Consider the following 25272-nt stretch of genomic DNA (forward strand, 5'->3'; position numbering starts at 1 on the left):
TGATTTTTTAAATAATTTTCAGATAATATCATTAGATACTATTTTATCATCAACATTTTTCTTGTCTGGGTATATCCGCTGGTTATCAATTTATAAAAATAAACACCGCTTGTTAGTTGTGAACCATCAAAAGATACTTCATACACTCCAAGCTTAAGAGATTCATTCACGAGAGTTTGTACTTCGCTGCCCATCACGTCATACACTTTCAATACAACATTGTCATTCTCGTGAAAGCGGGAATCCATGGCGACATCAAATTTTATTTTCGTTGTCGAATTAAACGGGTTCGGATAGTTCTGAGATAATGAAAACGATGAAGGTATTTCAGTTGATATTTGAGTAATACCTATAGTTTCGGTATAAGTGCGTCTCCATACGGAATAAGAATTTGTTCCTGCTAATAGATAATTGTTTGTTTTTAATAAAGCATTTACATTAGGAATACAATCGAAACCTTGGTTTTTATTAAACCAATTTACGCCAACATCAGATGATAGATATACACCACTATCTGTTCCTGCGATAATATTATTATCGAGTGTTAAAAGTGAATGAATATATCTATTATTCAATCCAATTGGGTACCAACTTTCACCATTATTTGATGTGAGATAAACACCCCTTTGATTAGAAGTTAAATCTACTGTGCCTGCAATAATGTTATTTCCGAATGTCGCAAGCGGAGAAACAGATTTATTATTTAGACCAATTTGAGACCAATTTATGCCGTTGTTCGTGGAAAAATATACTCCACCCGTACTATTACCAAAAACATATGTTCCTGCATATATATTATTTCCGTTTATCATAATACATGTGACGGGTTTATTAGTTAACCCCGTTTGAATCCAATCAGAGCCATTATTAATTGAAATATAGACGCCGCCCACACCAGATGGAACATTGTCTACTCCTGCAAAAATACTATTTCCAAGTGCAGCAAGAGATGTTATATAAAGATTATTTAAACCAGTCTGAGCCCAAGTAAAACCTTCATTTGTTGATCGATAAATACCTTTTTGAGTAGAATAACTTGTTGCTCCTGCAAAGATATTTGAGCCAAGTGTTAAAAGGGAGTGAACAGATTTATTGCTCAATGATGTCTGAGACCAAAAAGCGCCATCATTTTCTGATAGATAGATACCACTATATTCTGTCCCAGCAAAAATTTTATTACCAAGTTTCGTAAAAGACCTAACATCTAGTTTATTTAATGAAGTTAGAGACCAGCTAATACCGTTATTATTAGAGATGTAAATGCCGCCGTAATTATCAACCCCAGCAAATATATTATTTCCGTTAACAACTAAGGAACGAACCGATTTATTTATTATTGTAGATTGTATCCAACTCATTCCATTATCAGTCGATCTATAGATGCCGCCCGAACCAATTGGATTATCGTAAACTCCTGCAAAAATACTATTTTCGTAAACAGCAAAAGCGCAAACCGTATTATTAGTTAATGAAGATTGAGACCAATTATTTCCATTATTACTTGATACATAAATACCACCTGTACCGGATGGGTTGTTTAATGCTCCCGCAAATATTTTGTTATCAAGTGATATGAAAGCATAAATTTTTTGGCAATTTAATGCAGTATGAGACCAGTTAATTCCGTTATTCGTGGAGAGATAAATGCCGCCAAAATGATCCGTTCCGGCATAGATATTATTTCCGTATATCGCCAGTGCAGTAACATGTTTATTTTTTAATCCAAATTGAGACCAACTGATTCCGCTGTTAGTTGATATAAAAACGCCACTATCTGTTCCAGCATAAATTTTGTTTCCGTTAACGGTAAAAGCCTCAACTATATTAATATTTAAAGAAGATTGGGACCAACTATTACCATTATTTGAAGAGAAATAAATTTGTGATGATCCGGCAAATATATTATTGCCGAGTGCAGCGAGTGAATTAATAGATTTGTTGTTAAAAGTGGTCTGTGTCCACGAAGAACCATTATTTGTTGAGATAAAGACACCTTCATTATTTATCCCGGCAAATATGTTATTTCCGAGTGTTGTAAGGGAATAAACATGTTCACAACCGTATAATCCATCACTCTGCAACCATTGTGCATTAGCTTTAAAATTCATCGAAACAAAAATAAAAACGAGTAAAATAGAAATTGTTTTATTCATAGTCTAATAAGATTACTTTAGATTTTGTCATAAAAATATATTATGTGTAAGGTGCCTTCCCAGAAATCTTTTTGTCTAAATTTTGCACTTTTAGGTAGTTATTAAATTAAGAAAAAAAGTTATCTATTCTTATAAAGATAGTACTCTTTGGAAACATATAGAAAAAAATTAATTTAATCAATTGAAAAAAATATATACTTGTATTGGCATCCATCATTTTTTTCACCTGTTCTCTAATTTAAATTTATAAGTGCGCTGAAAGTGCGCATAAAGTGCGCATAATCTACGCATATTTTTGCCTTGCTTTAATTATGTGTTCTTTCTCTGCTCGTAGCAGACAGTAAATAACTGTACGGAAATTTTATCGCATCACCAATTTATGTTGACAAATCAAATTTTAAAGACTAAATTACATTTGAACCGGTTGACTGCGACGTAGCCTTTTAGGCATTGTGACGCTTTAGCGATCACCTGGAGCACGACTCCTACTCTTTAAAGAGTAATTATTGTCTCCCCTTTAGGGTTGAGACTTTTACTGCAGTCCCGGTTCATTTTTTGTCCCTGAATTACCTTTTCTCTTAATCTTTATCTCTAAATTTCATATTTTGTTTATCTAATAAAACTATTAATACTATAAGGAATAATAAAAATGGCAGAATGGGATATTTTATCCAAAGAAGATATAAAACTTATTCAGGATTCTTTCGGCAAGCTCTCTGACAAATATCAGGAAACAGGCGATATCCTTTACAAGCATCTTTTTGAAACTTCACCTGAGGTCACAAAAATATTCAAAGGCGATATGAGCGAACAGGCGAGAACATTCATGAGGATGATTAAAACAGTCGTTGAAGGTCTTAATAATATTCACATTATAATGCCCGCTATACAAAGTATGGGCAGCAGGCATGTTGACTATGGTGTAGCACCCGAACAATATTCCAACTTTAAGAAATCGTTAATGTTTGCATTCGATAAAGTTCTGGGTAAAGATTTTGATGAAAAGACTAAAGACGCATGGAGCAGGCTCTACGATGTTCTTCAGGATTTAATGAAAAGTAACAACTGATTAATTCTAACACGAAATAAAAAAGGGGCTTTGAAGCCCCTTTTCTGTTTTAATATTATATAAGCAGTTTATAATTATTCAATGCCTTCATGTAATTAGCTCTTTCAAAAGCACCCGGGTCTGCGACCGATTTCTGGCTCATGCTTCCCTTCATCTGCTCAATTGAATCATATTCTTTTTCCGTCATCCATTGCTCAACTTCTTTAAGTATCTCAGTCACTCTTTCAATCCCGTTCGCGAGCAGTTCTGATGTCATGCAGGTTATATCCGCACCAGCCATTACCATCTTTAATACATCTTCGAAAGTATGTAAGCCTGTTGTTGCAGCAAGATTAGCTTTCACCTTGCCATAAAGAATCGCTATCCACCTTAAAGGAAGTCTCATCTCCCAGTTGCTGCTGAGGTCAAGATTCGGAACTACTTCAAGGTTCTCTAAATCTATATCCGGCTGATAGAACCTGTTAAACAACACAAGCGCGTCCGCACCAGCTTTGTCAAGCTTCACAGCCATATTCGACATCGATGAAAAATACGGACTTAATTTCATTGCTACAGGAATCTTTAATGACTTCTTAAGTTTGTTTAAGTCTCTTAAATAAATCTCCTCTATTATTGTGCCGTCTTTTTCGGGATTGGTAGCTAAGTAGTAAACATTCAACTCCAGTCCGTCTGCTCCAGCCTGCTCAATGAGTTTGCCGTACTTCATCCATCCGCCCGCCGAAATACCGTTTAGACTACCGATAACAGGAATATCCACGGCGCCCTTTAAATTACTGATGTGCTTTAAATATTGGTCAGGTCCAAGATTAAACTCGCCCGCAGCAGGGAAGTAGTTTAGTGCTTCCGCAAAGCTCTCCGTTCCATAAGACATATAATGGTCAAGTTCATTTTCCTCATGCTTTATCTGCTCTTCAAATAAAGAGTAAACGACAACTGCCGAAGTGCCCGCATCCTCAAGTTTTTTAACCATATCAACGGTCTTTGACAGCGGCGATGCTGAAGCAACTATAGGATTCTTTAACTTCAGCCCCATGTATGTTGTTGATAAATCCATTCTGTTATAATTTATGTTTTAAAATTTAATTATTGTTTGTTGTCTGAATCTTTCGCCATTTTCTCATATATCTTCCATTTCTCGTCAACCGCCTGCTGTGCGAGTTTCATAAGGTCTGCTGCATGCTGGGGTTCTGATTTCGTAAGCATCTTGTATCTTGTTTCTTTATAAGCGTAATCTTCAAACTTAATCTTTGCCGCTCCGGAGTCAAGCTTTAATGGGTTCTTACCCTGTGCTGCATTTCTCGGGTCGTAACGGAACAGCGTCCAGTAAGATGAATCAACTGCTGCTTTCTGGCTCTCAAGTGCTTTCTGCATGTTTATTCCGTGAGCTATACAATGCGAGTATGCAATAATTATCGAAGGTCCGTTGTATGACTCCGCTTCGAGGAATGCTCTCAGAGTTTGTGTATCGTTAGCACCCATCGCAACTTTTGCTACATAAACATGGCCGTAATTCATCGCCATCATGCCAAGGTCTTTCTTTGCTACAGGTTTGCCCGATGCCGCAAACTTTGCAACTGCACCAAGCATCGTTGCCTTCGACATCTGTCCGCCTGTGTTTGAATACACCTCTGTGTCAAGCACAAGGATGTTAACGTTCTTTCCCGATGCGAGTACGTGGTCAAGACCGCCGTAACCAATATCGTAAGCCCATCCGTCACCTCCCATTATCCATACAGATTTCTTCACGAGATAATCTGCAACGGTCAATAAATCTGCCGCTTCCGGTGATTTTATCTTTTCAAGTTTTTCCTTTAATATTTTTACTCTTTCTCTCTGATCGTGAATACCCGCTTCATCAGTCTGGTCTGCATTAAGAATGTCATTTGCTAACTGCTCGCCAATCTGTGACGCAAGTCTCTTCACCAGTTCTTTGCCGTATTCATTGTGTTTATCAATGGAGAGTCTCATGCCGAGTCCAAATTCCGCATTGTCTTCAAACAATGAGTTCGACCATGCCGGTCCTCTTCCTTCGTTGTTTTTTGCCCATGGTGTTGTCGGCAGGTTGCCTCCGTATATTGAAGAACAGCCCGTTGCATTCGCAATTATCGACCTTTCGCCGAACAACTGTGATACAAGTTTTACGTATGGCGTCTCGCCGCATCCAGAGCATGCGCCCGAGAATTCAAACAGCGGCTGCAGGAACTGGCTGCCCTTTATAGTTGTAACGTTTGCCTTTGTTCTGTCAAATTCCGGTAAAGTTAAGAAGTAATCCCAGTTTGTTCTTTCCTGTTCGCGTAGCGGGAACTGAGGTACCATATTAAGTGCCTTAAGTTTAACTTCTTTCTTATTCTTTGCAGGACATATCTCTACGCAAAGTCCGCACCCTGTGCAATCTTCAACCGCAACCTGAATCGAGTATGCCGTACCTTCTTCAAATTCTTTTCCTTTTGCTTTCATGTGCTTGAATGTCGGAGGAGCATTCATGAGTGCCTTCTCGCCATAAGCTTTAATCCTTATCGATGCATGAGGACAGATAATAGCGCACTTTCCGCATTGAATACATATATCCGGATCCCATGCAGGTACTTCCAGAGCAATATTCCTCTTTTCCCATTGTGCTGTTGCCGATGGGAACGTTCCGTCAACAGGCATCTGACTTACGGGTATATCGTCTCCAAGCCCTTCCATTATCCTTGCAAGAGTATTCTTCATGTATTCAGGTGCTTTATCAGAAACTGTCGGTGGTATTTCTACATTGCTTAACTTCATGGTTGAGATATCTATCTTATGAAGATTCTCAAGCGTCTTATCAACTGCGTTAAAGTTCTTCTTCACAATCTCATCACCCTTCATGCCGTAACTCTTCTTAATTGATTTCTTTATCTGTTCAATTGCTTCATCTTTTTCCAGCACTCCCGATATTGCAAAGAAACAAGTTTGCATAATCGTGTTAACTCTTGAACCCATTCCTGTTTCTTTCGCAACGGAGTATCCGTCTATCAAATAAAAGTTTAACTTCTTATCTTTAATTTGCTTAGTCACGCGTCTTGGAAGCTTTTCAAGAGTTTCGTTAATATCAAATGGACTGTTAAGGAGGAATACACCACCTTCTTTCAAGTCCTTAAGCATATCAAATTTTTCAAGGAGATTGAATTGATGGCAGGCTACAAAATCAGATTTCTGAATAAGATAAGTTGACTTAATAGGTTTCTTCCCAAACCTTAGGTGCGAAACTGTTGTAGAACCCGACTTCTTAGAGTCATACACAAAATAACCTTGTGCGTAGTTATCTGTTTCCTCACCAATAATTTTAATTGAATTCTTGTTAGCGCCGACTGTTCCATCCGCACCCAATCCATAGAATAATCCACTGAACATTCCTTCTATTTCTATCGCAAAATTCTTATCGTAATCAAGGCTCAGTTTTGTAACATCATCATTAATACCTACAGTAAAATGATTCTTTGGCTCATCCTTTTTCAGTTCATCAAACACAGATTTAATCATCGCAGGCGTAAACTCTTTCGATGAAAGTCCGTAACGTCCACCCACAACCTTTGGCATTTTATCAAACGGACAATTTTCGCTTAGTGAGGTTATTACATCCTGATAAAGCGGCTCACCGATTGCACCCGGTTCTTTTGTTCTGTCGAGTACTGCTATCTTTTTAACTGTCTTTGGAAGTGATTCAGCGAAATGCTTTATTGAGAAAGGTCTGAAAAGTCTTACCTTAAGCAAGCCGACTTTCTCTCCCAACTTTCCGCTCAGGTAATCAACAGTTTCTTCTGCCGCTTCTGCACCCGAACCCATCAGAATAATTATCCTTTCGGCATCCTTTGGACCATAGTAATCAAACAAGTTATACCTTCTGCCCGTTATCTCAAAAAACTTATCCATTGCTTTCTGAGTCAAACCGATACATTCGTTATAAAATTTATTTACAGTTTCTCTTCCCTGGAAATATACGTCGGGATTCTGAGCAGTACCTCTTATAAAAGGATTATCAGGAGTCAACGCTCTTGCCCTGTGCATTTTAACATAGTTGTCATCAACCATAGCTTTCAAATCTTCTACAGTAAGCTGCTCAATCTTAACTACTTCATGCGAAGTCCTGAAACCATCAAAGAAATGAAGGAATGGAATCCTTGACTCCAGGGATGCTTTCTGAGATATCAAAGCAAAGTCCATAACTTCCTGAACGTTATTCGAACAAATCATCGCAAACCCTGTCTGCCTTGTTGCCATAACGTCGCCGTGATCCCCAAATATTGATAATGCCTGCGCTGCTAATGAACGGGCTGTAACGTGAAACACCGTTGAAGTTAATTCACCGGCTATCTTATACATATTTGGAATCATCAGAAGTAAACCCTGTGATGCTGTGAATGTTGTTGTAAGTGAACCGCTTTGAAGCGCCCCGTGAACTGCACCTGAGGCTCCGCCTTCACTCTGCATTTCGTAAACTACCGGAATTGTTCCCCAGATATTTTTCTGACCGACTGCCGACCATGCATCAGAAAATTCACCCATGGGGGAGGAAGGTGTAATTGGATAGATTGCTATTACTTCATTGGTCTGATGTGCTACATAAGCTGCGGCTTCATTTCCATCAATTGTAACTTTTTTCCTTGTGGACATTTTAATGTGGACTCCTTATAATTAATTAAACGTAAATTGTTTTTCTGTATGCTATAATATTGCTTATATGTATTTGAGGTATCGTATCAATTATAATAGTTTATAGATAACGGGGAACATCAATATTGAAGTCATCTCATTTGCATCCATAAATTTAACAATTTTCTTCTATCAATAATATATATAAATTTAGTAGTTTTTATTTTTAGAAATATCTTACCAAAGCAAATGAAAATAAAAGTTTAAAACACAATATTCGGGAAATATTCGCCCTCTTCTTGCTTGAGATAGCGATTATTATACAATTGCGGATTGGAAATCGGGGTTTTCTTTAGCTTTTTCAGATTTAATCTGCTTCTTTGTTTTAATACTCTTTATTCTTTCGTGTTCTTTTACGTCTGCCTCATGGAGTTCAAAACCCTTTAAGATAAAACCCTCAGCATTTTCGCATAGTACCGGAACATCGTTTTCGTAAAATACGATTGAAAAGAATACCATCGCCTTGCTGAATTCATCCAATACTTTTTTATAAGACTTTTCAAAAGGAAAAGAGAATGTATTACCTTTTTCTTCAAACTTGAAAGCACTTTCAGATTTTTTAAGGATAATGAATTTGTGATTATCCTTAATTTTATTGGTTTTTTTCTCGAGAGGATAGGAAAGATGAATTAACAGGAAGAAATCACATTGAGGCTTAAAATCATCAAGCAGGCTTTTTTCCGCTCCAAATTCTAAATTAAATTTTGATGAATTAATGTCATAATTTAATATCTTTATGTCATAAATATTTTCCGGAGTGAGCATTGCTTTTGTGCTCAGATAATTGTTTGAAGACAATTTGCGATTAACAGCGACAACCTTATTGAAAGTGGAGCTTTCAATGTATTGATATTCTTTACTAAATTCTGAGACATAAACTTTCCAGACCTTCTTTAGTTTATTGATTTTGCAGACTGCCGACGCAAATTTTGAAACCACGCCCATTGAACTTAAAACGGCTTTTGCAGATTCGGTATCCGGCTTAGTTGATTTTTTGGGGGCGGCACCGACAAATTTCTTTGTTCCGCGCATTTTATAAACAAGAGAACCAATCTGCCCTTGTACATTACCTAAATGTGTATCCCTCACTTTTGCCATGTATAAAACTAAACAAAAAGTACAAAAAATGAAATGTTAAAATATGATTTTTAAAGTATAATAATAGCGGGTGTACAGCGAAGTTTAAGGCAGGCTATATGCAAGGTTTAGAGCACAAGTAAAAGATAAATAGAGGATAAGTAGTAAATAAGTAGAATTTGAGTAAAGAAACAGTAGAAAAGTAGTAAATAATTAATAAATAACTAATAAATAATCGTTATTAATTTATTGTTTATACAAGCATTAATGTCAATTAACCTATTCATAAACATAATATTGATCCTTATATATTTCACTGTTTTCGAGGTTTTATTAGAACAACAAACTAATTTGTTCTGCTAAAAGGCAAATCAAATTTACAAAATAAAATAGATAATTTACATAAAAAAGTCAAGTCAAAAATGCAAAAAATAAATGTTTTTTTCACATTTCACAGAAAGAAAATTTTATTTTAAAATCACGGCTCTTTTTACATCCCTGAACTCTGTTGTTTCAATTAAGTAAAAATAAACTCCGGAAGCAAGTACTCCGGAATTCCAGTTCAACTCATATACCCCTGCTTTTAGATTATTATTTACGATCTCACTTACCTCCTTTCCAGAAACATCATAAACTCTAAGCCTCACAATTCCATCCTTAGGTATCTGAAACTTTATTTTTGTCTGAGCATTAAAAGGATTCGGATAGTTATTAAAAAGCTTGAACTCAGATGGAATCTCATTCGAAATATTTATAATTCCAACCGGTCCTACTGTAAAATTAAACACAGTTGACCACGGACTTTCACCCATAGCATTATAAGCCTTTAATCTCCAGTAATATTTTACATCGTGCCCGAGTACACCCTGCCTTATAACAAATGGGGTGTTTGCTAAAGTTGTGTCGTAAGTTACAGTTCCAAAACCGATATCCGTAGAAAGTTGAATCCTGTAACTGACGGCATAGAAATTACTGTCCCAGAGGAAATACGGTGTAATCGGCTGATTCAGTGAGTTATTAAGCGGCAGTAAAGGTGTCGGTGCAACAGGAATATTCAGAAAAACAAGGAAAGCTGAATCCTTTGAGAACAAATTAGAAAACTGGTCTGCAACAGTGCATTTATGGTAACCCGTTGAAGCTTTTCCGTCAATAATAATGTTTCCGGATAAAGTTGTATCATTGATTATTACAACACTATTAGTGTTTATTCCGATACTATCAAAAAATATTTCAAAATAAGGTGACAGTGTCCATTCTGTTCCCGTTCCATATACTCTGATAGGAAAGGTTTTTCCCTGTTTTCCAGTATCCGGAACAACTCTTGAAAGCACCTGGGAAAATAGTAATCCGGTATTTAATAAAATTAAAATTAAAAATAATAGCTTCTTCATTTCTCAATATTGATTATTAGATTTAAGATAATCCTTAATTTTTAAAAAAACACTATAATTCTTAATATCTTTTGTATTCAATTCTTTGTTTTCAAGTTCTTTCAACAAATTAAAAGCATCATCTTTTCTTCCTTCGTTTGTGTATAAAGAAAGCAGATTTATTTGCGGTTCAATATAATCCGGAAACAAACTTCTTATTTCAAGATATTGCTCTTCTGCTTTCTTTGTATTACCCAGCATATAAAACGCTCCTGCTTCGTTGTTCATGATTACAGGATAGTACTTCATTAATTCTCGTGAATTCTTGAAACTTTCGAGAGCCTTTTCATAATACCCAAGTTCGAAATATCCAACTCCTCTGTAAAAATCGACAGGCATCTTATTCATATCTATCTTATAATATGTATCTGAAACCTCGTTCAATTTCTCAAGCATGCGAGTATACTGTCCATTTGCTTTCAATTGCATGGCTTCAAGATAAGTTTTCTCATTAGTGTATTTATTAATTCCAAACCAAACACCTAATATAAAAAGAGCGAGACCAATAATTATCGAATATCTCAGAACTGAGAAATTTTTCTTTAATCTATTGTAAAGGTCCGAGTAACCGACGGCTAAAGAAATAATAAAAAGAGAAAAGGCCCAAACATTTTCGGAGGGAAATGAAAAGAACATAGCTATGGTAATCCCTACAGCCATAAGTAAAAATGGCATGATAAGTATTTCTTTCTTGACGTTTTTAAATAGAAGATAGATCCCTGTGAAAATAAAGCCGGTAAAAATTACTAATCCAAAAATACCATACTCAGCCAGTATTTCAAGGTATTCATTATGCGGATTCACCGCAGAGTTCATTCCGATGGTTGCATCAGTGTAAGAATGTTCGTCATATTTCGGGTATAATCCTTGCCAGTTTCCATGACCAATCCCTGTAAGCGGGTTCTCCTTAAACATTTTTAACGATGCGTTCCAAAAGCTTATTCTTGATTTACTTGTATAATAATCTTCATCAATCATACTTAAGAAAGTATCTTTAAGTCCACTTCTTTCCTGTTCGTTATTATGCGGGACTACCCAATAAATAATACCAGAAAAACATATTGCTATTATTAATGAAAGAAAAAGTCTTTTGTAATTTACCTCCCGCTTATGAGATGAGAAAATGAAATACATAAATAACATAAGGATTATAATAAATGCAATCCAGCTTGTTCTTGTTTTTAAATACATCAGTAAAAAAGTCTGCAGTGTAATTACACAAATACTTAGAATTGTATATTTAATTTTCAAATTTTCATTTTTACAGCTTATCATTGAAAAAACGAGAGAAAAACTTATTAATGAAAGCATTATCTCAGATGATACTACCCTATCAAAAACCAACCGAATTCTTTCATGCTGAATATCTGATTGGTTTTCAATAAAAATATAAACCACAAAAACCAACGTAATTATAAATGAAGCAAGTAATATGGCTTTAAATAAAAAATATAATCTGTTATTATTGAAGGATAAATAATGCAGCGTTATAAAAAAAATGCCTATATATATACAATATAGAAATATGTCCATTGGATCAGTTACAAATATTGTTCAAATATACATATTTTATGAGTGAAAAGAATTGAATTTATAAACTGACATGAATTATACTGGTTCAATAAAAATATTTAAAGAGAACAGTCATATTTTATACACTCAGATTGTTGATAAGATTTATTATTTTGTCTTCTGGACACTCTTAGCCAGATCTTTATTACCCGATTTATACGGAAGTATTATTATTGTTTTTACATCTGCAAATCTTATGGTAACTTTATTCGGTTTTGGATTACCTATACATATCCAAAGAGAAGCTGCGCTGAATCCCCAAAAGGGAAATGAAGGTTTAACATCTATTTTCTCTGTAAACCTGCTGTTATTAATCCCATTTTCTATTATATCCGTAATAATTTTCATGGTAGTTTATCCGTCGTCGAGTATTGAATCCAAATTACTTTTACTGGTTCTTTTTGCATTCATATCAAACGAATTGCTTCTAACCGGAATTTTAAAAGGACAGCAAAAATACTCGACTATATTTTCTATAACCGCGGTTCTCAGAATAATAACAATTGTGGTATTCTTTATAGTATACATGTTCTGGAATAACAGTTTTGGAATTATATACACATTCCTTGCGGGTAATTTTTTATTCATTATTATCTTATCGTTTGCTTCGGGTCAGTTTCCCGGGGGGCTTAAGTTTTCCAATATCAGGTTTGGTAATTTCACAAAACTAATTATAGTTGTCTTTCCTCTCTGGCTTGCAACTGTTTTTAATTTCCTTTATGACAGGATAGATGTATTTTTGATTTCAAAGCTTGTAAGCCTGGAACAGCTATCCTTTTACAGCATAGCGTATGGTGTGATGAAATCCTCAACTATAGCGTTTAGTTTTATGCTTGTGGGAGGTCTTACAAAAGCAACATCATATTCAGGGGATAAAATTGAAATGCGGAATTTTATTGTTAAATATTCAAAATTGTTTCTTGTTATTAGTTCGTTGATTTTAATCATGCTGTTAGTATTTGCTGATATATTGCTTGTATTTCTTTATACTGATAAATACTCTGAATCCGCATTAATACTCAGGGTTCTTGCTTTTGCAATTATTCCTCTATCTCTTAACAACCTAACCGGAACAGCTTTAAACGGAGCGGGAATGTATAAAGAAAACCTCTATATAACTATAATTGGATTCTTGTTTAATCTAACAGCAAATTTATTCGTCATACCAGTTTCTGGTATTATTGGGGCGGCTTTTGTTACGATAGTGACCGAGATTATTATATTAACAGGAGATTTTGCAATTATTAAATATAAAGGACTGGCATAAAATGGGAACATCAAACTGGCAGAATATATCTTATGTAATTGAAATAATAAAAACCATAAATCCCTACAAAATATTAGATTTTGGCATGGGTTTTGGTAGATGGGGTATTCTCGCCAGAGAATTTCTTGAAATCTGGGACGATGAAAATTATACAGGAGCATGGAAACGTCAGATTGACGGAGTTGAGGTGTATGCAGATTATATAAAGCCATATCATCATTACTTTTATTCTAATATATATATTGAAGAAGGTTATGGATGGATAAATAAATGTATATGCGAATATGACCTTGTTATTTTCGGAGATGTGATTGAGCATTTTGAAAAGAACATGGGATTAATGTTGATTGAAAAAGCACTTACTTTATCACAATTCGTACTGATAAATATTCCTTTGGGAGCATATTGGGAACAAACTGAAAAGAATAAGAATAAATATGAAGAGCATAAAAGCGTTTGGTCAAGCAGCGACTTTAATATTTATCAACACAGAATAATTAAATATTTCAGGGATAATACGGGCAGAAAATTTTGTGTTGTCCTGATTTCTAAAGAGCCCATAGAATTAGAGAAAGCGATTCTTGAAAGATATGGAAAGTACTTTCATATAAAGAATTTTCTCAGGTACAAGTTGAAACTTAATAAATTAGTTGAGTATATCGAAAGAAAGAAATATTAAAGTTATCTTTGCGGGTAGGTATAATGAAAACGAAATCCTGACCGGACCGGAGAAGGTTTGCAAAAGGGTATTTTCAGAATACGCTCAAACCGAGCAGACAGTATTTATTGATTATTTTCGAGACGGGAGCAAATACGGCCTTTTTAAAAAATTATTTGGATTTGAGAAAATTACAGAAGCTAATAAAAGTCAGGTGATGCGGTTCGGAATTTTTAGGATGCTCATTCATTTATATAAACTAAATCCTGAAATAATACACATACTTTCGTTCGAGAGATATACTTCTTTTATTTTTATATTGAAGCTGATTACACGCTGCAAAATTTATTACACCGCTAATGGAATAATAAGACATGAAAATAAATATTACAACAAGGAAAGTTTATTCAGTGTTATAAAAAACGTAATTACAGAATCGGCGATTATGTATCTGAGTGATATCGTATTTTATCTTTCTGACAGGTCAAAGACTATTATACTTTATTATTACAGAATTAATAAATTCAAATTAAAACCTGCAAGAAACGGGTTGGACGATTGTTTTCTTAAGTTACAGGAAGGAAATGTGGAAAAAGAAATTAACTCAATAGTTTTTATTGGCGATTTAGAACGTAAAGAAAAGGGAGGGGATTTTCTTTTGGATGCATTATCGCTTGTCGATTTGAGTTTTACCTTGTATATTATAACCGATAATAAAAGTTCATCGGATTACCAAATTAATAATTTGTCCAAAGTCATATTTATAAAAAAGCTTAAACCATTAGAACTTTCTTATTTTCTATTAAACAAAAATATTATTGTTGCATCCGGTGAATATGACCAGTTTAACATTGCCGTGCTTGAAGGCATTTCCTGCGGTATGTATCCGGTGCTTACATTTCAAACAGGAATAAGTGAAATAGTCAGTAGTTTTGCGGAATGCTCAATCGTTGAATACGGTGATATCAAGAAGCTTTCATTGATTATATCTTCATTGATAAGTAACAAAGTTACGTTAAAGTCGAAACCTAATCTTGGTATATTTAGATGGGATAATGTATACCGGGATTATTATCTTAAACATTATTTACACAAGGTATGTTGACGGCATGAATAATAATATTTTAATAATTACTAATGAACTTAAGCATGTATGCGGGGTTTCGAACCATATAAAGAATCTTGTAAATGGATTTGACAAGAAATACGGGAACTATAATTTTATTCTTTTGTGCGGTAAAAAAGAAGAGGGGATTGATGAATTTTACAAGTGTAATATTATTATTAATGATAATTTGCTTCATTCGAGAAGAAATATTCTCTCGATTATACGTTCGGTGTTTTTTGTAAGGAAGATTATAAATCAGTATAACATTGGAATAATACACTCCCATAATCATTATGCGGCAAATATTTCCCGACAAGCAGCTGTATTTAAAAGAACAAAAACTGTTCAGACAAACCACGGTATTTTGAAAGAAGCAGGGAGGTTAAATCATTTTAATGCAGATTATTATGTCGTTCTTTCTGAGAGGATAAGAAATCATCTTTTATCTCTGGGAATATCAGCAAACAAAATAAGAATTATAAAACAGGGAATTTCTGAAACGTATATACCGAAGCAAAAAAATCAAAACGAAAAGCTTATTGTTTTTTCAGCCTCAAGATATACTGAAGAAAAGTCAATGGATGTTTACATAAATGCGGCAAATATTATAAGTAAAGAGCTTCCCGGATTATGTGACTTCTTTATATCAGGTGAGGGTGAATTAGAGGAAAAGTTAAAGAATTTAAATAATGCGAAAGGCGGTGCTGTAAAATTTGTTAATCCAAAATCAGACTACAGAGATACACTCAAGAAGGCACATATTTTCGTGTTTAATTCTATAAAAGAAGGTACTCCAATTGTTCTTCTTGAGGCACTTTTTAGTGGTTGTAAAGTAATTACTTCATCTTTTGAAGGCTATGATGAGGTGCTGAAAGTTGCAAAGAATCTTATAGTTTATGAACCCGAAAACCTTGATGAACTTAGGGCTAAGCTTAAACAAGCCATTCAAAAATATTCAGGAAATGAAGATGCTAATTTTATTCAAGAAAATTTAATGCAGGAATATTCTTTAACGAATATGATAAGCAAACACAATGAATTGTATTCGGAAATACTCAAAGAGAAATAGGCGTTATCATGGGATTATTTGAAGATAAAATAACTGTACTAATGCCGGTATATAATTCCGAAAATACTGTAGGGGCTTCAATTAAGAGTGTTCTTAACCAGTCTTACAAGAACTTCAATTTCATCATTGTAAATGACGGTTCTACTGATGGCAGCGATTCTATAATCCGTTCATTTACAGACGACAGGATAAAATATTATGTCTGTGAGCACGAGGGGCGTTCTACGGCTTCTAACTTTGGGATTTCAAAAGCAGAAACAGAGTATGTAGCAAGAATTGATTCGGACGATTTATTTTTCAAGGATAAACTTGAAAAGCAGGTAAATTATCTGAAAAATAATAAAAGCATTGATATTTTATTCACATGGTCAATATTTTACAATAAGAACATGAGATTAAGATACTGGAAAAGTCCTGAGACAGATATAGAAATAAAGCAAAGACTTATGTACCTGAATCCGATAAATCATTCTTCTGTAGTTTTCAGAAAGAAAATTTCTGAGGAAGTAATGAGTTATAATGAAAACATGGATGTTAATGAAGACTATGAACTATGGCTTAGACTATCCCGAAAAGCTGTGTTTCACTGTATTCCGGAGTTTCTTGTATTTTCTGAATTAAGAACTGAAGATAGAAACAAACAATATTTTAACGGTGAGCTAAAAAAATTATTGGTACAGAATCTTATAAATAGCGGGGTAGAAGACACCAAAGAACTTAACGGATTGCTCGGGAAAATCGAGTACTATTACGGTGATATAAGAGAAGCCCGGAATCATTTTTCAAGATGTTATATTATGAAGAATTTTAAACATATACTTCTTGCTCACCTTCCAGGATCGATACAGAGAAAATACCGCGGGTACAAGTACTCAATGCTATTTTCAACAGATACATTGAGAGCAGGTAAGTTTAAAAGAATTCTTAAAGACCTTATAAATCAAAATGTCTGAAAGAAACAAAACAATAACAGGTTATATAATTATTACATTTGTATTTTTGGCGTTTCTTATGGTAAGCGGAATTTTGCAGACCGGTTTTCTTTCTGACGACTATGTGGCAAGTAATTCAGCAAACATATCAACACTAAAGGACAAGTTTACAAGTAATATCAAATTTCATAACAGCCTACTTTTCAGGCCGTTATGGTCGCTGACTTTATGTTTGGATATAGTCCTTACGAAGTTTTTTGAGCTGAATGCAGGAAATTTCATTATCCCTATTATTCATAACCTGATACTGTATTTATTATTTGCACTAATTCCATCTTTGATATTGCTATATCTTACCAGAGACAAGTATCTGTCATACCTGTATTTCGTTTTGATTCTTCTATTCCCTAATAATCTTCATTCATTATTATGGATGGTTTGCAGACATGACACGCAAGCAGGTATTTTAGGAATGCTCAGTATGTTGTCTATGCTTTTATATATTGATAAAGAAAAGCGATTATACAAATACATTTCCGCAGCACTGTTTCTGTTGTCACTGATGTTTAAGGAAGCTGGACTTGTTTTTGCGTTTTTAATTGTTTTCATGGTCTTCTATTTGAAGGATAAGAATTACAGTTTTAAGGTAAAAGATTATATACTTCATCTTGCGTTTCTTCTTGTCTATTCTGCTTATAAGTTATACTTGCTTGGCGGTTCTTCGGACAGATTAATAAATTATTTTTCCTTTTCTCTTTCTGAAAGATTGTACGTGATTCCCAAAGCCTTGTTTTCATTTTTTTCTTTTGCTGATTATTTATCCACGGATTATTTCCTGAATACTTTAGATATTGAAAATTTAGCCCTGGCATTGTTTCCTTTATTATGTTTTTTATCAATATTCTTAATTGTTTATAGAAGGAGCCTTAAAGGGATTTTTCTATTTGGGCTATTCCTAATATTAATAATTCCCAATATTATTGCAGGCTATTTCAGTCCGCGTCTTGTGATTATACCTTTTGCAGCAATATTTTTGTTTGTATTTTACGATTTTAAAAGTCTTAATTATAAGAAGCAAATATACGTGAAGATAATAGTTATATTGGTAATAATGTTTTTTGTTCCAGGTGCTAAATCCATGATTGAAGATTATAAAGAAGCGTATAAATTACTAATGAATAAAAACACTATTGTAACAGATGAATTAATCAAACAAGAACCGAAGAAAATTTTCCTGCTACTTCCGTCAAGAATAAAACAGGTGCATGTGTATGACAATATTCCGACCGTGTATAATTATTATAAGTACAATGATTTTGTGTATGAAGACGATGTTGATGGTTTTGTGAATTATGCGGCTCTCGATTTAGAGTCGCTGAAATCAGAGATTAAAATCAGCAAGTTAAACGATACTGTTTTTACTGCTTATTGTACGGGGATTACACAGTATTTTTACAATTCGCTAAATAATTCCGTAATTGATTACGAAAATGAATATATAAAATGTGAGTTTATTAAAGATAAAATGTTTCTGAATAAGAGCAAAACAGTTAAAATTACCTTAAAAAAGTCAAGGTCTTATGACTATATAGCGCTGACCAATAAATCAATTATGCATATTAATTCTGAATGATACCAAGGGTCTTACATATTACTCCTACCTTTAATTACACCTGCGGGAGGTCGTATTATCATTATATCACGCTCAAGCATCTGAGGAAATATAACTGTTATAATTTCTTGTTCTCAAGAGAGAAAACTGCTCAAAAACGTCTGGAGGAACTTGACATAGATTTTTTAATAAATGATAATATTGGATCAAATAATCCTATTCACTATACAAAAATATTAAAACAAATACATGGAATTGTTTCGGATAAAAACATAAACATTCTTCATTCTTACAGCAGGGCAACTGAATTTCTTTGCACATTATATAAAAAGTATATCAATAAAAATATAAAAACAGTTAATACGGTAATGAGTCTTGTCAGCAGGAAATTTTTTGTTGAGTATAAATCCGATAGAATAATTTCAATAAGCAGGTGTGTAAATACAGAGCTTACGGATAAATTCAAAATACCCAAAGGAAGAATTAAACTAATATATAATTTTGCAGAACCACCAATAAAGGAATACATTTCTATAAAGAGAAAAGAATCCGGCTTCGTAATACTATCAGCAGGAAGATTTCACGAAGAAAAGAATTTTAAAACACTTCTTCGGGCTTTGCATTTTATAAACAATCCTCAAATATCTCTAAAATTAGTCGGAAGCGGTAAACTGGAGGCAGATTATAAAAAATATATTTTGAAGCATAATATCAAAGCGGCTATATTTCCATCTCAGAATGATCTTGCTCCATTATTTGCTCAATGTGATATTTGTGTTCTGCCTTCTGTTGTTGATCCTCTTCCTACCTTTATGATACAAGCAGGATTATTTAAAAAACCGTTTATTGGTTCAGATGTTGATGGAATCGGTGAAACAATAGAACATGAAGTAAATGGCTTAACGTTCGAAAAGAAAAATTACAAAGAATTAGCGGATAATATTATGAGGTTTTATGAGGATAAAAAGTTAATGATAAAGTGTTCCGATAATCTTTTTAGTTTAGTTTCTGAAAGGCATTCTCCTGATAAGAATATCGATCAAATATACAATTTATACATCGAATTATTATCTAAATGAATAAAGAATTCAAAATACTTGATATAAGTTACAATGAGATTGCAGATTTGCTTTTACTTGAATCAAAGAACAGGTGTGTTCTTCTGACTTATTATAATTTCAATACTAACATACTAATTAATAAGAAACCTGAATTTTGTTTATTACTAAAAGAACATTTTTATATTCATAATGATGGAATAGGTTCTTACCTCTTCTCTAAAAGTCTGTTTGGTAATAAACTAAGGTATAATATTAACGGATCAAATCTTTATCCTGTATTGGTAAAAAAACTTCTTGACTCAGACAAGAAGGTTTTTGTGCTTTTTTCCCATAATAATAATAACAACATGATTAAATCACTTGTAAAAGAATCATTCGGTGAGAAAAGTGAATTAATTAAATATGCCGTGTATGAGGGTAATAATGATGATACTATTAAAGAGAAAATTAGAACCTTCAATCCGGATGCAATTTTTGCAGGTTTAGGACAACCTTATCAGGAAGAATGGGTATTCAGAAATAAAGAATTAATTAATACCGGGCTTATGATTTGTTCGGGCAGCGGATTTGAATATATTGTAAACAGAAAAAAGAGAGCACCCGAGAGTTTTCAAAAAGCAGGATTTGAATGGTTGTACAGGCTCTTTCAGGAACCCACAAGGCTATGGAAAAGGTATATTATTGGGATTCCGGTTTTTCTATTTCATGTCTTAAGGCAAAAGATTAAATTAATAATTAAAAAGCCCGATATTTCATGAAGCGGATTCTTTTCATCTTACTAATATTTTCGAATATTTCAATTGCACAGAATTTTAACTGGATAACTCCTAATAAGTCATACCTCAAGCTTTATGTCATTGAAGACGGAATTTACAGATTGAACAGAACTGATTTTATAAATGCAGGTATTAATCCGACATCAATAGATCCAAGAACAATCAAAGTTTTTTTCAAAGGCGCAGAACTACCAATCTATTTTTTCGGTCAGGATAACGGTGTTTTTGAGGATACTGATTTTATGGATTTCTACGGTCAGAGAAACTACGGGGGAAATACAATTACTTACAAAGAACAGGGCGGAACTAATGTAGTAGATTACACCACAAATGAGTTTTACAATTTGTATTCTGACACGAGTGTTTACTGGATTGGCTGGGATGGGGCTAATGGGCTGCGTTATGCTGATTATAATTTCTCTTCTTCCAGTACTTACACACAGAACTTCTTTTATTCAACTGTTCATTTTGAGAGGGACTTAATTTATTCCTTAGGGGAAAAAAGAAACAACAATGATTATAGAAATTTTAATAATGAAAAGGTATCCGGAGAGGGCTGGTACTGGCGGGAAATGAACAGAGGAAATTCGGTAAGCGATACCATCAGAACTCCTTTTCTTACTCCCGGCAACCTGCCATGTTCGCTGAAAGTATTTGCATATCCTAACTCTTTTGTGGATTCAATATTTAACGAGCATAGATTGGTTGTAAGGGTTAATGGTAACATTGTAGATACTTTGAAAACTGATAATTACAAGCGGATTGATACAACTATTATCTTTTCATCTTCACTTCTATCAGTATCCTCATTGAACCAAGTCTCTTTTACTTATACAGGAGCAGGTACATACGTTGGAGTCATGCTTTTCGATAATTTTGAGTTGAATTATCCTAAAAAATTTGAGCTTGATAATTCCAGGATTATGTTTGGCGTTAACAGTATTGATACAAGTGGAATTAAATACAATATAAGCGGTTACAACTCTTCTCAGTCTCTTAGTATTTATGATGTTAAGAACAATCTAAGAATTACCGGTATATCTTCTTCTTCAGATACCGTTATATTCACGGGTAAACTTAATGGGAAATTCGAAGTAAACAATAATATAATTACAAAAAAACCTCTTAGAATAAAGCAAAGGTCAGTACCTAATCTTGTGACAAATTCGCAGGGTGCAGATTATCTAATTGTTTACAACAAAGTTCTTGAATCATCAGCAGAGCAACTGAGACAGTACAGAGCATTAAAAGATGGTTACAGGTCAGCAAAGTTTGAGATAGAGGATATATATGATGTGTTTGGATACGGACTTGAAAATCCAACGGCAGTCAGGCTTTTTGTGAAAAATATTTCTGACACCTGGCCTCAACCAAAGGTTAAATTCCTTTGTCTTTTTGGGAGGGGATCATTAGACCCAAAGAAAAATTCATCATCATCTGTTTATTACAGCAATCTTGTACCTGTTTACGGAAACCCGATATCTGACGGTTATTTTGCAAATTTCAATTTGAACGCATTTACATATTATCACCAAATATCTGTCGGCAGGATTCCTGCACTTTCAAATCAGGAGGGTAATGATATAGTCTCTAACATTATTCAGTACGAAAATCAATCATCAACTCCTGAAAAATGGTTTAAGAATTTTGTATTTATTACAGGTGGAATGACCATACAAGAGCAGATACAATTTGCAAATCAGTCTAACTATTTTATTAATTCGTACGTAAAACCTTCCCCAAACTCCGGTTTTCCTGTAAGGGTTTTCAGAAACGATTCGGCTGGGGGAGTTACTTTTAATTATCAGGATTCAATAAAAAATGCGATAAATTCTGGAAGTACTATTACAAATTATATAGGACATGCAGCAAGTTCAAACTGGGACAACGGGCTTGATGACCCTTCGGTATTATCAAATCAGTATAGAATGCCTGTTGTTTTCAGCATGACTTGTTTTACCGGCAAGAACGCCGAAACTGAGTTTAGAAGTTTTGGTGAAAAGTTTGTTTATATGCTGGGAAAAGGTGCGGTTGGGTTCGTTGGCAGTACTGGCTGGAGCTTTTCATATTCCGGAAATCGATTTAATGAACAGATGATACGATGTTTTTCAAAGGATACATTAAGAAGAATAGGAGATATTGTCCGTTATGCATCACGAGTTCTTTCATATGATTCTATGGATTTTGCAGCAAGAAATACAGTGAACTGTTATGGAATGCTGGGAGACCCTGCGGTAAAACTTCTAATGCCAGTATATCCCGAATATGGAATTGGTCTTTCAGATTATAAATTTTCAAATGATTTTCCCTCAATTAGAGAGCCCGTAAATCTTTCGGTATATCCGTTTAACATGGGAATATTTTCAGATTCAATGAAAATATCGTTTACAATCCTTCGGAATGGAGTGCAGTATAAAAATAAAGATACTGTGATTAAGAATTTCGGTCTTACTGATACTGTTAACTATAATTTTGTACTTGATTCTGCTGGAAACTATTCAATTAGTGTCAAGTTAGATCCTGATAACTGGAACACGAAAGAGGTAAAAACAAACAATGATATATTAATTCCCATTGTTTTAAAAAACCTGTCTTTTATACCGCTTAAACCATTAGATAACCAGGTGGTAAGTACTGATAGTGTTGAGATTCTTGGGATTAATCCTAATATTGACCCAGGAAGCGGCCAGGTTAAACTTATTCTGCAGATTGATTCAACAAAGAATTTTAATTCTACTTTCCAAAGAACTTATTTCGTTAGTAATCCTCAGGGATTAACAACAAAATTCAGGATACTTTTGCCTGCAAAGGATTCAAATATTGTATATTTCTTCAGAATGAATTCTATAGTTAATTCTGATACAACGGGATGGTCGGAATACAGAAGATTTATTTACCGGAATTCATTAACAGAGTCTTCGACAAAGGGTACCAGCATTAATCAGCAAGTAAATATCATTAAAAAGTTTGTGAACCAGTATAACATTTCTGACCTGGTTAATGCAGGCGGTACTCAAGACAGTCTGACAATTTCTTCTTACAAAGGAAATATTATTGCTCAATCATGGGGCAATAATTTAACAGAGCTGACTTCTCTTACAGTTGGAAATACAGTTAAAAATCTAATTGATTCTGTAAACTGGGGTGGTTTAATTGTGTTTAAATTAAATAAGACAAATTCAAGGATACTTGAAATCCAAAGATTCCGGTTTTCAACGAATGCTGCAAGCGATTCAGCACTTGCATATCTGAATACTTTTGATGACAGACATATTCTTGTGCTTCTTAAAGCAATACCTTATAACACAAATTTTGGAATGAACAGCAGCCTGCGTTCAAAGATAAAGCTGTTTGGAAGTACATCTGTGGATTCCGTAAACCTACAAAATTTTTCAACGTGGAGCCTCATAAGTTACAATCAATTTCCAAACGCGGTTAAAACAGAAAAATTTTCTCCAGTGTTTGCACCATCTGTTTCAAGCATGGAACCTCTTCTTCTGCATGATTCTGCTTACGTTTATCACTACCTTATACCTGCCCAGACATATGGAAATTTCAGATGGTCACAACTTATACCTCAATATTCGAACATGTTTTTCGATGTTTACGGTATAAACAGGTCAAATCAAACAGTCTTAATCTATAAGAATCTTGTCAACAGTACTTACGTAAATCTTGATACCGTGAGTTCCGTTATTTACCCAGGGCTGAAACTTGTTACGCGCATGTATATAGATTCACTTAATGGAATTAATCCACCAGTGCTTAAGAGTATAATGTATTCATATACTCCATCACCAGAAATCATAGCGGATAATTATTCATTTATTAAAAGTGATTCAGTTTTTAATGATGGTGATACAGTTAATATATCAGTTAATTATGGCAATTACGGATTTTCTGAAGCAAATGGTCTGCTTAATAAATGGTACGCAACGTCCCCCAGCGGTTTAAGATTGCTTCGAGCAGACACGATTAATTTTAATTTAAAAGTTGATTCAGTTACAAGCTCATCGGTCAGGCTTCCAACTATAGGGCTTCGGAACCCAGGGAAGAAATCGGACACAATCACTATTTACTTTGAAACATCTTTGATAAACGGGCAGAATGAGTTCTATACATACAACAACACTGCGCTTACCAGGATTATCATAAGCGGGGATACTACAAAACCTATTGTAGATATTACTTATGACGGTATTAATGCCATAAGCGGCGAGTATATTTCTGCAAACCCTAATATAGTTATGAAGTTTTATGATAATAGTAAAATATTCATAAAAGACACTTCAAACATTAGGGTTCAGCTTGATGACGTTAATGTGTGGTATTACATTAACGGGATGAAGAATCCACTAATTGATTTACAGTTCCCTGATGAAAAATATTTACAGGCAGTATTATATTTCAAGCCACAGCTTACGGATGGTGAGCACAAATTCAGGTATGTATCATATGACAATAGCAACAACTATGCTGATACAATAATACACTATTTGAGCGTAAATCCTGATTTGAAGATAATAGATCTAAAGAACTTCCCGAATCCGATGACAACGGAAACAAGTTTTCTTGTAAATCTTTCAGGAAGCATGCCTCCTTCTAACTCGAGAATTAAAATTTATACTGTTGCCGGCAGACTCATAAAAACAATAGAATCACCTTTAAATATTGGTTTTAATCAGATATTTTGGAATGGGAGGGACGAAGATGGCGATTATATAGCAAACGGAGTATATTTATATAAACTTATAATAGAAGGAAATAGTAAGAAAGAAACCTCTCTTCAGAAGCTTGTTGTGTTAAAGTAA

16 protein-coding genes are annotated in these 25272 nt (G+C 34.1%); 10 read left to right on the forward strand and 6 right to left on the reverse strand.

From position 1 onward, the window contains the following. Nucleotides 1-38: 38 nt before the first annotated feature. Nucleotides 39-2153 (reverse strand): T9SS type A sorting domain-containing protein, encoded by a 2115-nt coding sequence (locus tag WC644_07115; GenBank protein ID MFA5011711.1) that lies wholly within the window; start codon nt 2151-2153, stop codon nt 39-41. A gap of 649 nt (nt 2154-2802) precedes the next feature. Here WC644_07115 and WC644_07120 point away from each other — a divergent pair. Further along, nucleotides 2803-3222: a globin domain-containing protein gene (locus WC644_07120; GenBank protein ID MFA5011712.1), complete on the forward strand. Its 420-nt coding sequence runs from the start codon at nt 2803-2805 to the stop codon at nt 3220-3222. Between the two features lie 55 nt (nt 3223-3277). On the opposite strand, the gene WC644_07125 is transcribed toward WC644_07120, so the two are convergent. The 5 genes from WC644_07125 to WC644_07145 all read right to left on the reverse strand — a co-directional run bounded on the left by WC644_07125 (nt 3278) and on the right by WC644_07145 (nt 11939). After that, a complete protein-coding gene (locus tag WC644_07125) occupies nt 3278-4276 on the reverse strand; it encodes a dihydroorotate dehydrogenase-like protein (GenBank protein ID MFA5011713.1) in 999 nt (332 codons plus the stop codon). A 29-nt stretch (nt 4277-4305) separates the two neighbouring features. Further along, entirely contained in the window at nt 4306-7860 is a 3555-nt protein-coding gene (gene nifJ, locus WC644_07130) for a pyruvate:ferredoxin (flavodoxin) oxidoreductase (protein ID MFA5011714.1), read from the reverse strand. A 297-nt stretch (nt 7861-8157) separates the two neighbouring features. Beyond that, nucleotides 8158-8997, reverse strand: coding sequence for a hypothetical protein (locus tag WC644_07135; GenBank protein MFA5011715.1), 840 nt, complete (start codon nt 8995-8997; stop codon nt 8158-8160). 446 nt (nt 8998-9443) lie between these two features. Further along, nucleotides 9444-10367 (reverse strand): T9SS type A sorting domain-containing protein, encoded by a 924-nt coding sequence (locus WC644_07140; GenBank protein MFA5011716.1) that lies wholly within the window; start codon nt 10365-10367, stop codon nt 9444-9446. 3 nt (nt 10368-10370) lie between these two features. Continuing rightward, a complete protein-coding gene (locus tag WC644_07145; GenBank protein MFA5011717.1) occupies nt 10371-11939 on the reverse strand; it encodes an O-antigen ligase family protein in 1569 nt (522 codons plus the stop codon). 70 nt (nt 11940-12009) lie between these two features. Here WC644_07145 and WC644_07150 point away from each other — a divergent pair, with 70 nt between their 5' ends. The 9 genes from WC644_07150 to WC644_07190 all read left to right on the forward strand — a co-directional run bounded on the left by WC644_07150 (nt 12010) and on the right by WC644_07190 (nt 25272). After that, the gene (locus WC644_07150; protein MFA5011718.1) at nt 12010-13245 is read left to right on the forward strand and encodes a polysaccharide biosynthesis C-terminal domain-containing protein; all 1236 of its coding nucleotides are present in this window, start codon (nt 12010-12012) and stop codon (nt 13243-13245) included. 1 nt (nt 13246) lies between these two features. After that, complete coding sequence (locus WC644_07155) at nt 13247-13924, forward strand: class I SAM-dependent methyltransferase (GenBank protein MFA5011719.1); 678 nt, start codon at nt 13247-13249, stop codon at nt 13922-13924. Then, entirely contained in the window at nt 13896-15008 is a 1113-nt protein-coding gene (locus WC644_07160) for a glycosyltransferase (protein ID MFA5011720.1), read from the forward strand. Before WC644_07155 ends, WC644_07160 begins: the two co-directional genes overlap by 29 nt. Further along, on the forward strand, nt 14959-16080 hold the full coding sequence (locus tag WC644_07165) for a glycosyltransferase family 4 protein (protein ID MFA5011721.1): 1122 nt from the start codon (nt 14959-14961) through the stop codon (nt 16078-16080). The genes WC644_07160 and WC644_07165 overlap by 50 nt, the downstream gene beginning before the upstream one ends. An 8-nt stretch (nt 16081-16088) precedes the next feature. Beyond that, the gene (locus WC644_07170) at nt 16089-17033 is read left to right on the forward strand and encodes a glycosyltransferase family 2 protein (protein MFA5011722.1); all 945 of its coding nucleotides are present in this window, start codon (nt 16089-16091) and stop codon (nt 17031-17033) included. Continuing rightward, nucleotides 17026-18645 (forward strand): hypothetical protein, encoded by a 1620-nt coding sequence (locus WC644_07175; protein ID MFA5011723.1) that lies wholly within the window; start codon nt 17026-17028, stop codon nt 18643-18645. Before WC644_07170 ends, WC644_07175 begins: the two co-directional genes overlap by 8 nt. Nucleotides 18646-18752: 107 nt before the next feature. Continuing rightward, the gene (locus WC644_07180; GenBank protein ID MFA5011724.1) at nt 18753-19703 is read left to right on the forward strand and encodes a glycosyltransferase family 4 protein; all 951 of its coding nucleotides are present in this window, start codon (nt 18753-18755) and stop codon (nt 19701-19703) included. After that, on the forward strand, nt 19700-20443 hold the full coding sequence (locus tag WC644_07185) for a WecB/TagA/CpsF family glycosyltransferase (GenBank protein MFA5011725.1): 744 nt from the start codon (nt 19700-19702) through the stop codon (nt 20441-20443). The genes WC644_07180 and WC644_07185 overlap by 4 nt, the downstream gene beginning before the upstream one ends. Then, nucleotides 20440-25272, forward strand: a complete 4833-nt coding sequence (locus WC644_07190) for a C25 family cysteine peptidase (protein MFA5011726.1) — start codon at nt 20440-20442, stop codon at nt 25270-25272. Before WC644_07185 ends, WC644_07190 begins: the two co-directional genes overlap by 4 nt.

This window comes from Ignavibacteria bacterium, from assembly GCA_041649015.1.
Classification (GTDB): Bacteria; Bacteroidota; Ignavibacteria; order Tepidaquicellales; family Tepidaquicellaceae; genus CAIKZJ01.

What these genes read in the sequence shown, in the direction of transcription:
- WC644_07115 (MFA5011711.1), bottom strand. Translation starts at nt 2,153, where the DNA reads ATGAATAAAACAATTTCTATTTTACTCGTTTTTATTTTTGTTTCGATG.
- WC644_07120 (MFA5011712.1), top strand. Translation starts at nt 2,803, where the DNA reads ATGGCAGAATGGGATATTTTATCCAAAGAAGATATAAAACTTATTCAG.
- WC644_07125 (MFA5011713.1), bottom strand. Translation starts at nt 4,276, where the DNA reads ATGGATTTATCAACAACATACATGGGGCTGAAGTTAAAGAATCCTATA.
- nifJ (MFA5011714.1), bottom strand. Translation starts at nt 7,860, where the DNA reads ATGTCCACAAGGAAAAAAGTTACAATTGATGGAAATGAAGCCGCAGCT.
- WC644_07135 (MFA5011715.1), bottom strand. Translation starts at nt 8,997, where the DNA reads ATGGCAAAAGTGAGGGATACACATTTAGGTAATGTACAAGGGCAGATT.
- WC644_07140 (MFA5011716.1), bottom strand. Translation starts at nt 10,367, where the DNA reads ATGAAGAAGCTATTATTTTTAATTTTAATTTTATTAAATACCGGATTA.
- WC644_07145 (MFA5011717.1), bottom strand. Translation starts at nt 11,939, where the DNA reads ATGGACATATTTCTATATTGTATATATATAGGCATTTTTTTTATAACG.
- WC644_07150 (MFA5011718.1), top strand. Translation starts at nt 12,010, where the DNA reads ATGAATTATACTGGTTCAATAAAAATATTTAAAGAGAACAGTCATATT.
- WC644_07155 (MFA5011719.1), top strand. Translation starts at nt 13,247, where the DNA reads ATGGGAACATCAAACTGGCAGAATATATCTTATGTAATTGAAATAATA.
- WC644_07165 (MFA5011721.1), top strand. Translation starts at nt 14,959, where the DNA reads ATGTATACCGGGATTATTATCTTAAACATTATTTACACAAGGTATGTT.
- WC644_07170 (MFA5011722.1), top strand. Translation starts at nt 16,089, where the DNA reads ATGGGATTATTTGAAGATAAAATAACTGTACTAATGCCGGTATATAAT.
- WC644_07175 (MFA5011723.1), top strand. Translation starts at nt 17,026, where the DNA reads ATGTCTGAAAGAAACAAAACAATAACAGGTTATATAATTATTACATTT.
- WC644_07185 (MFA5011725.1), top strand. Translation starts at nt 19,700, where the DNA reads ATGAATAAAGAATTCAAAATACTTGATATAAGTTACAATGAGATTGCA.
- WC644_07190 (MFA5011726.1), top strand. Translation starts at nt 20,440, where the DNA reads ATGAAGCGGATTCTTTTCATCTTACTAATATTTTCGAATATTTCAATT.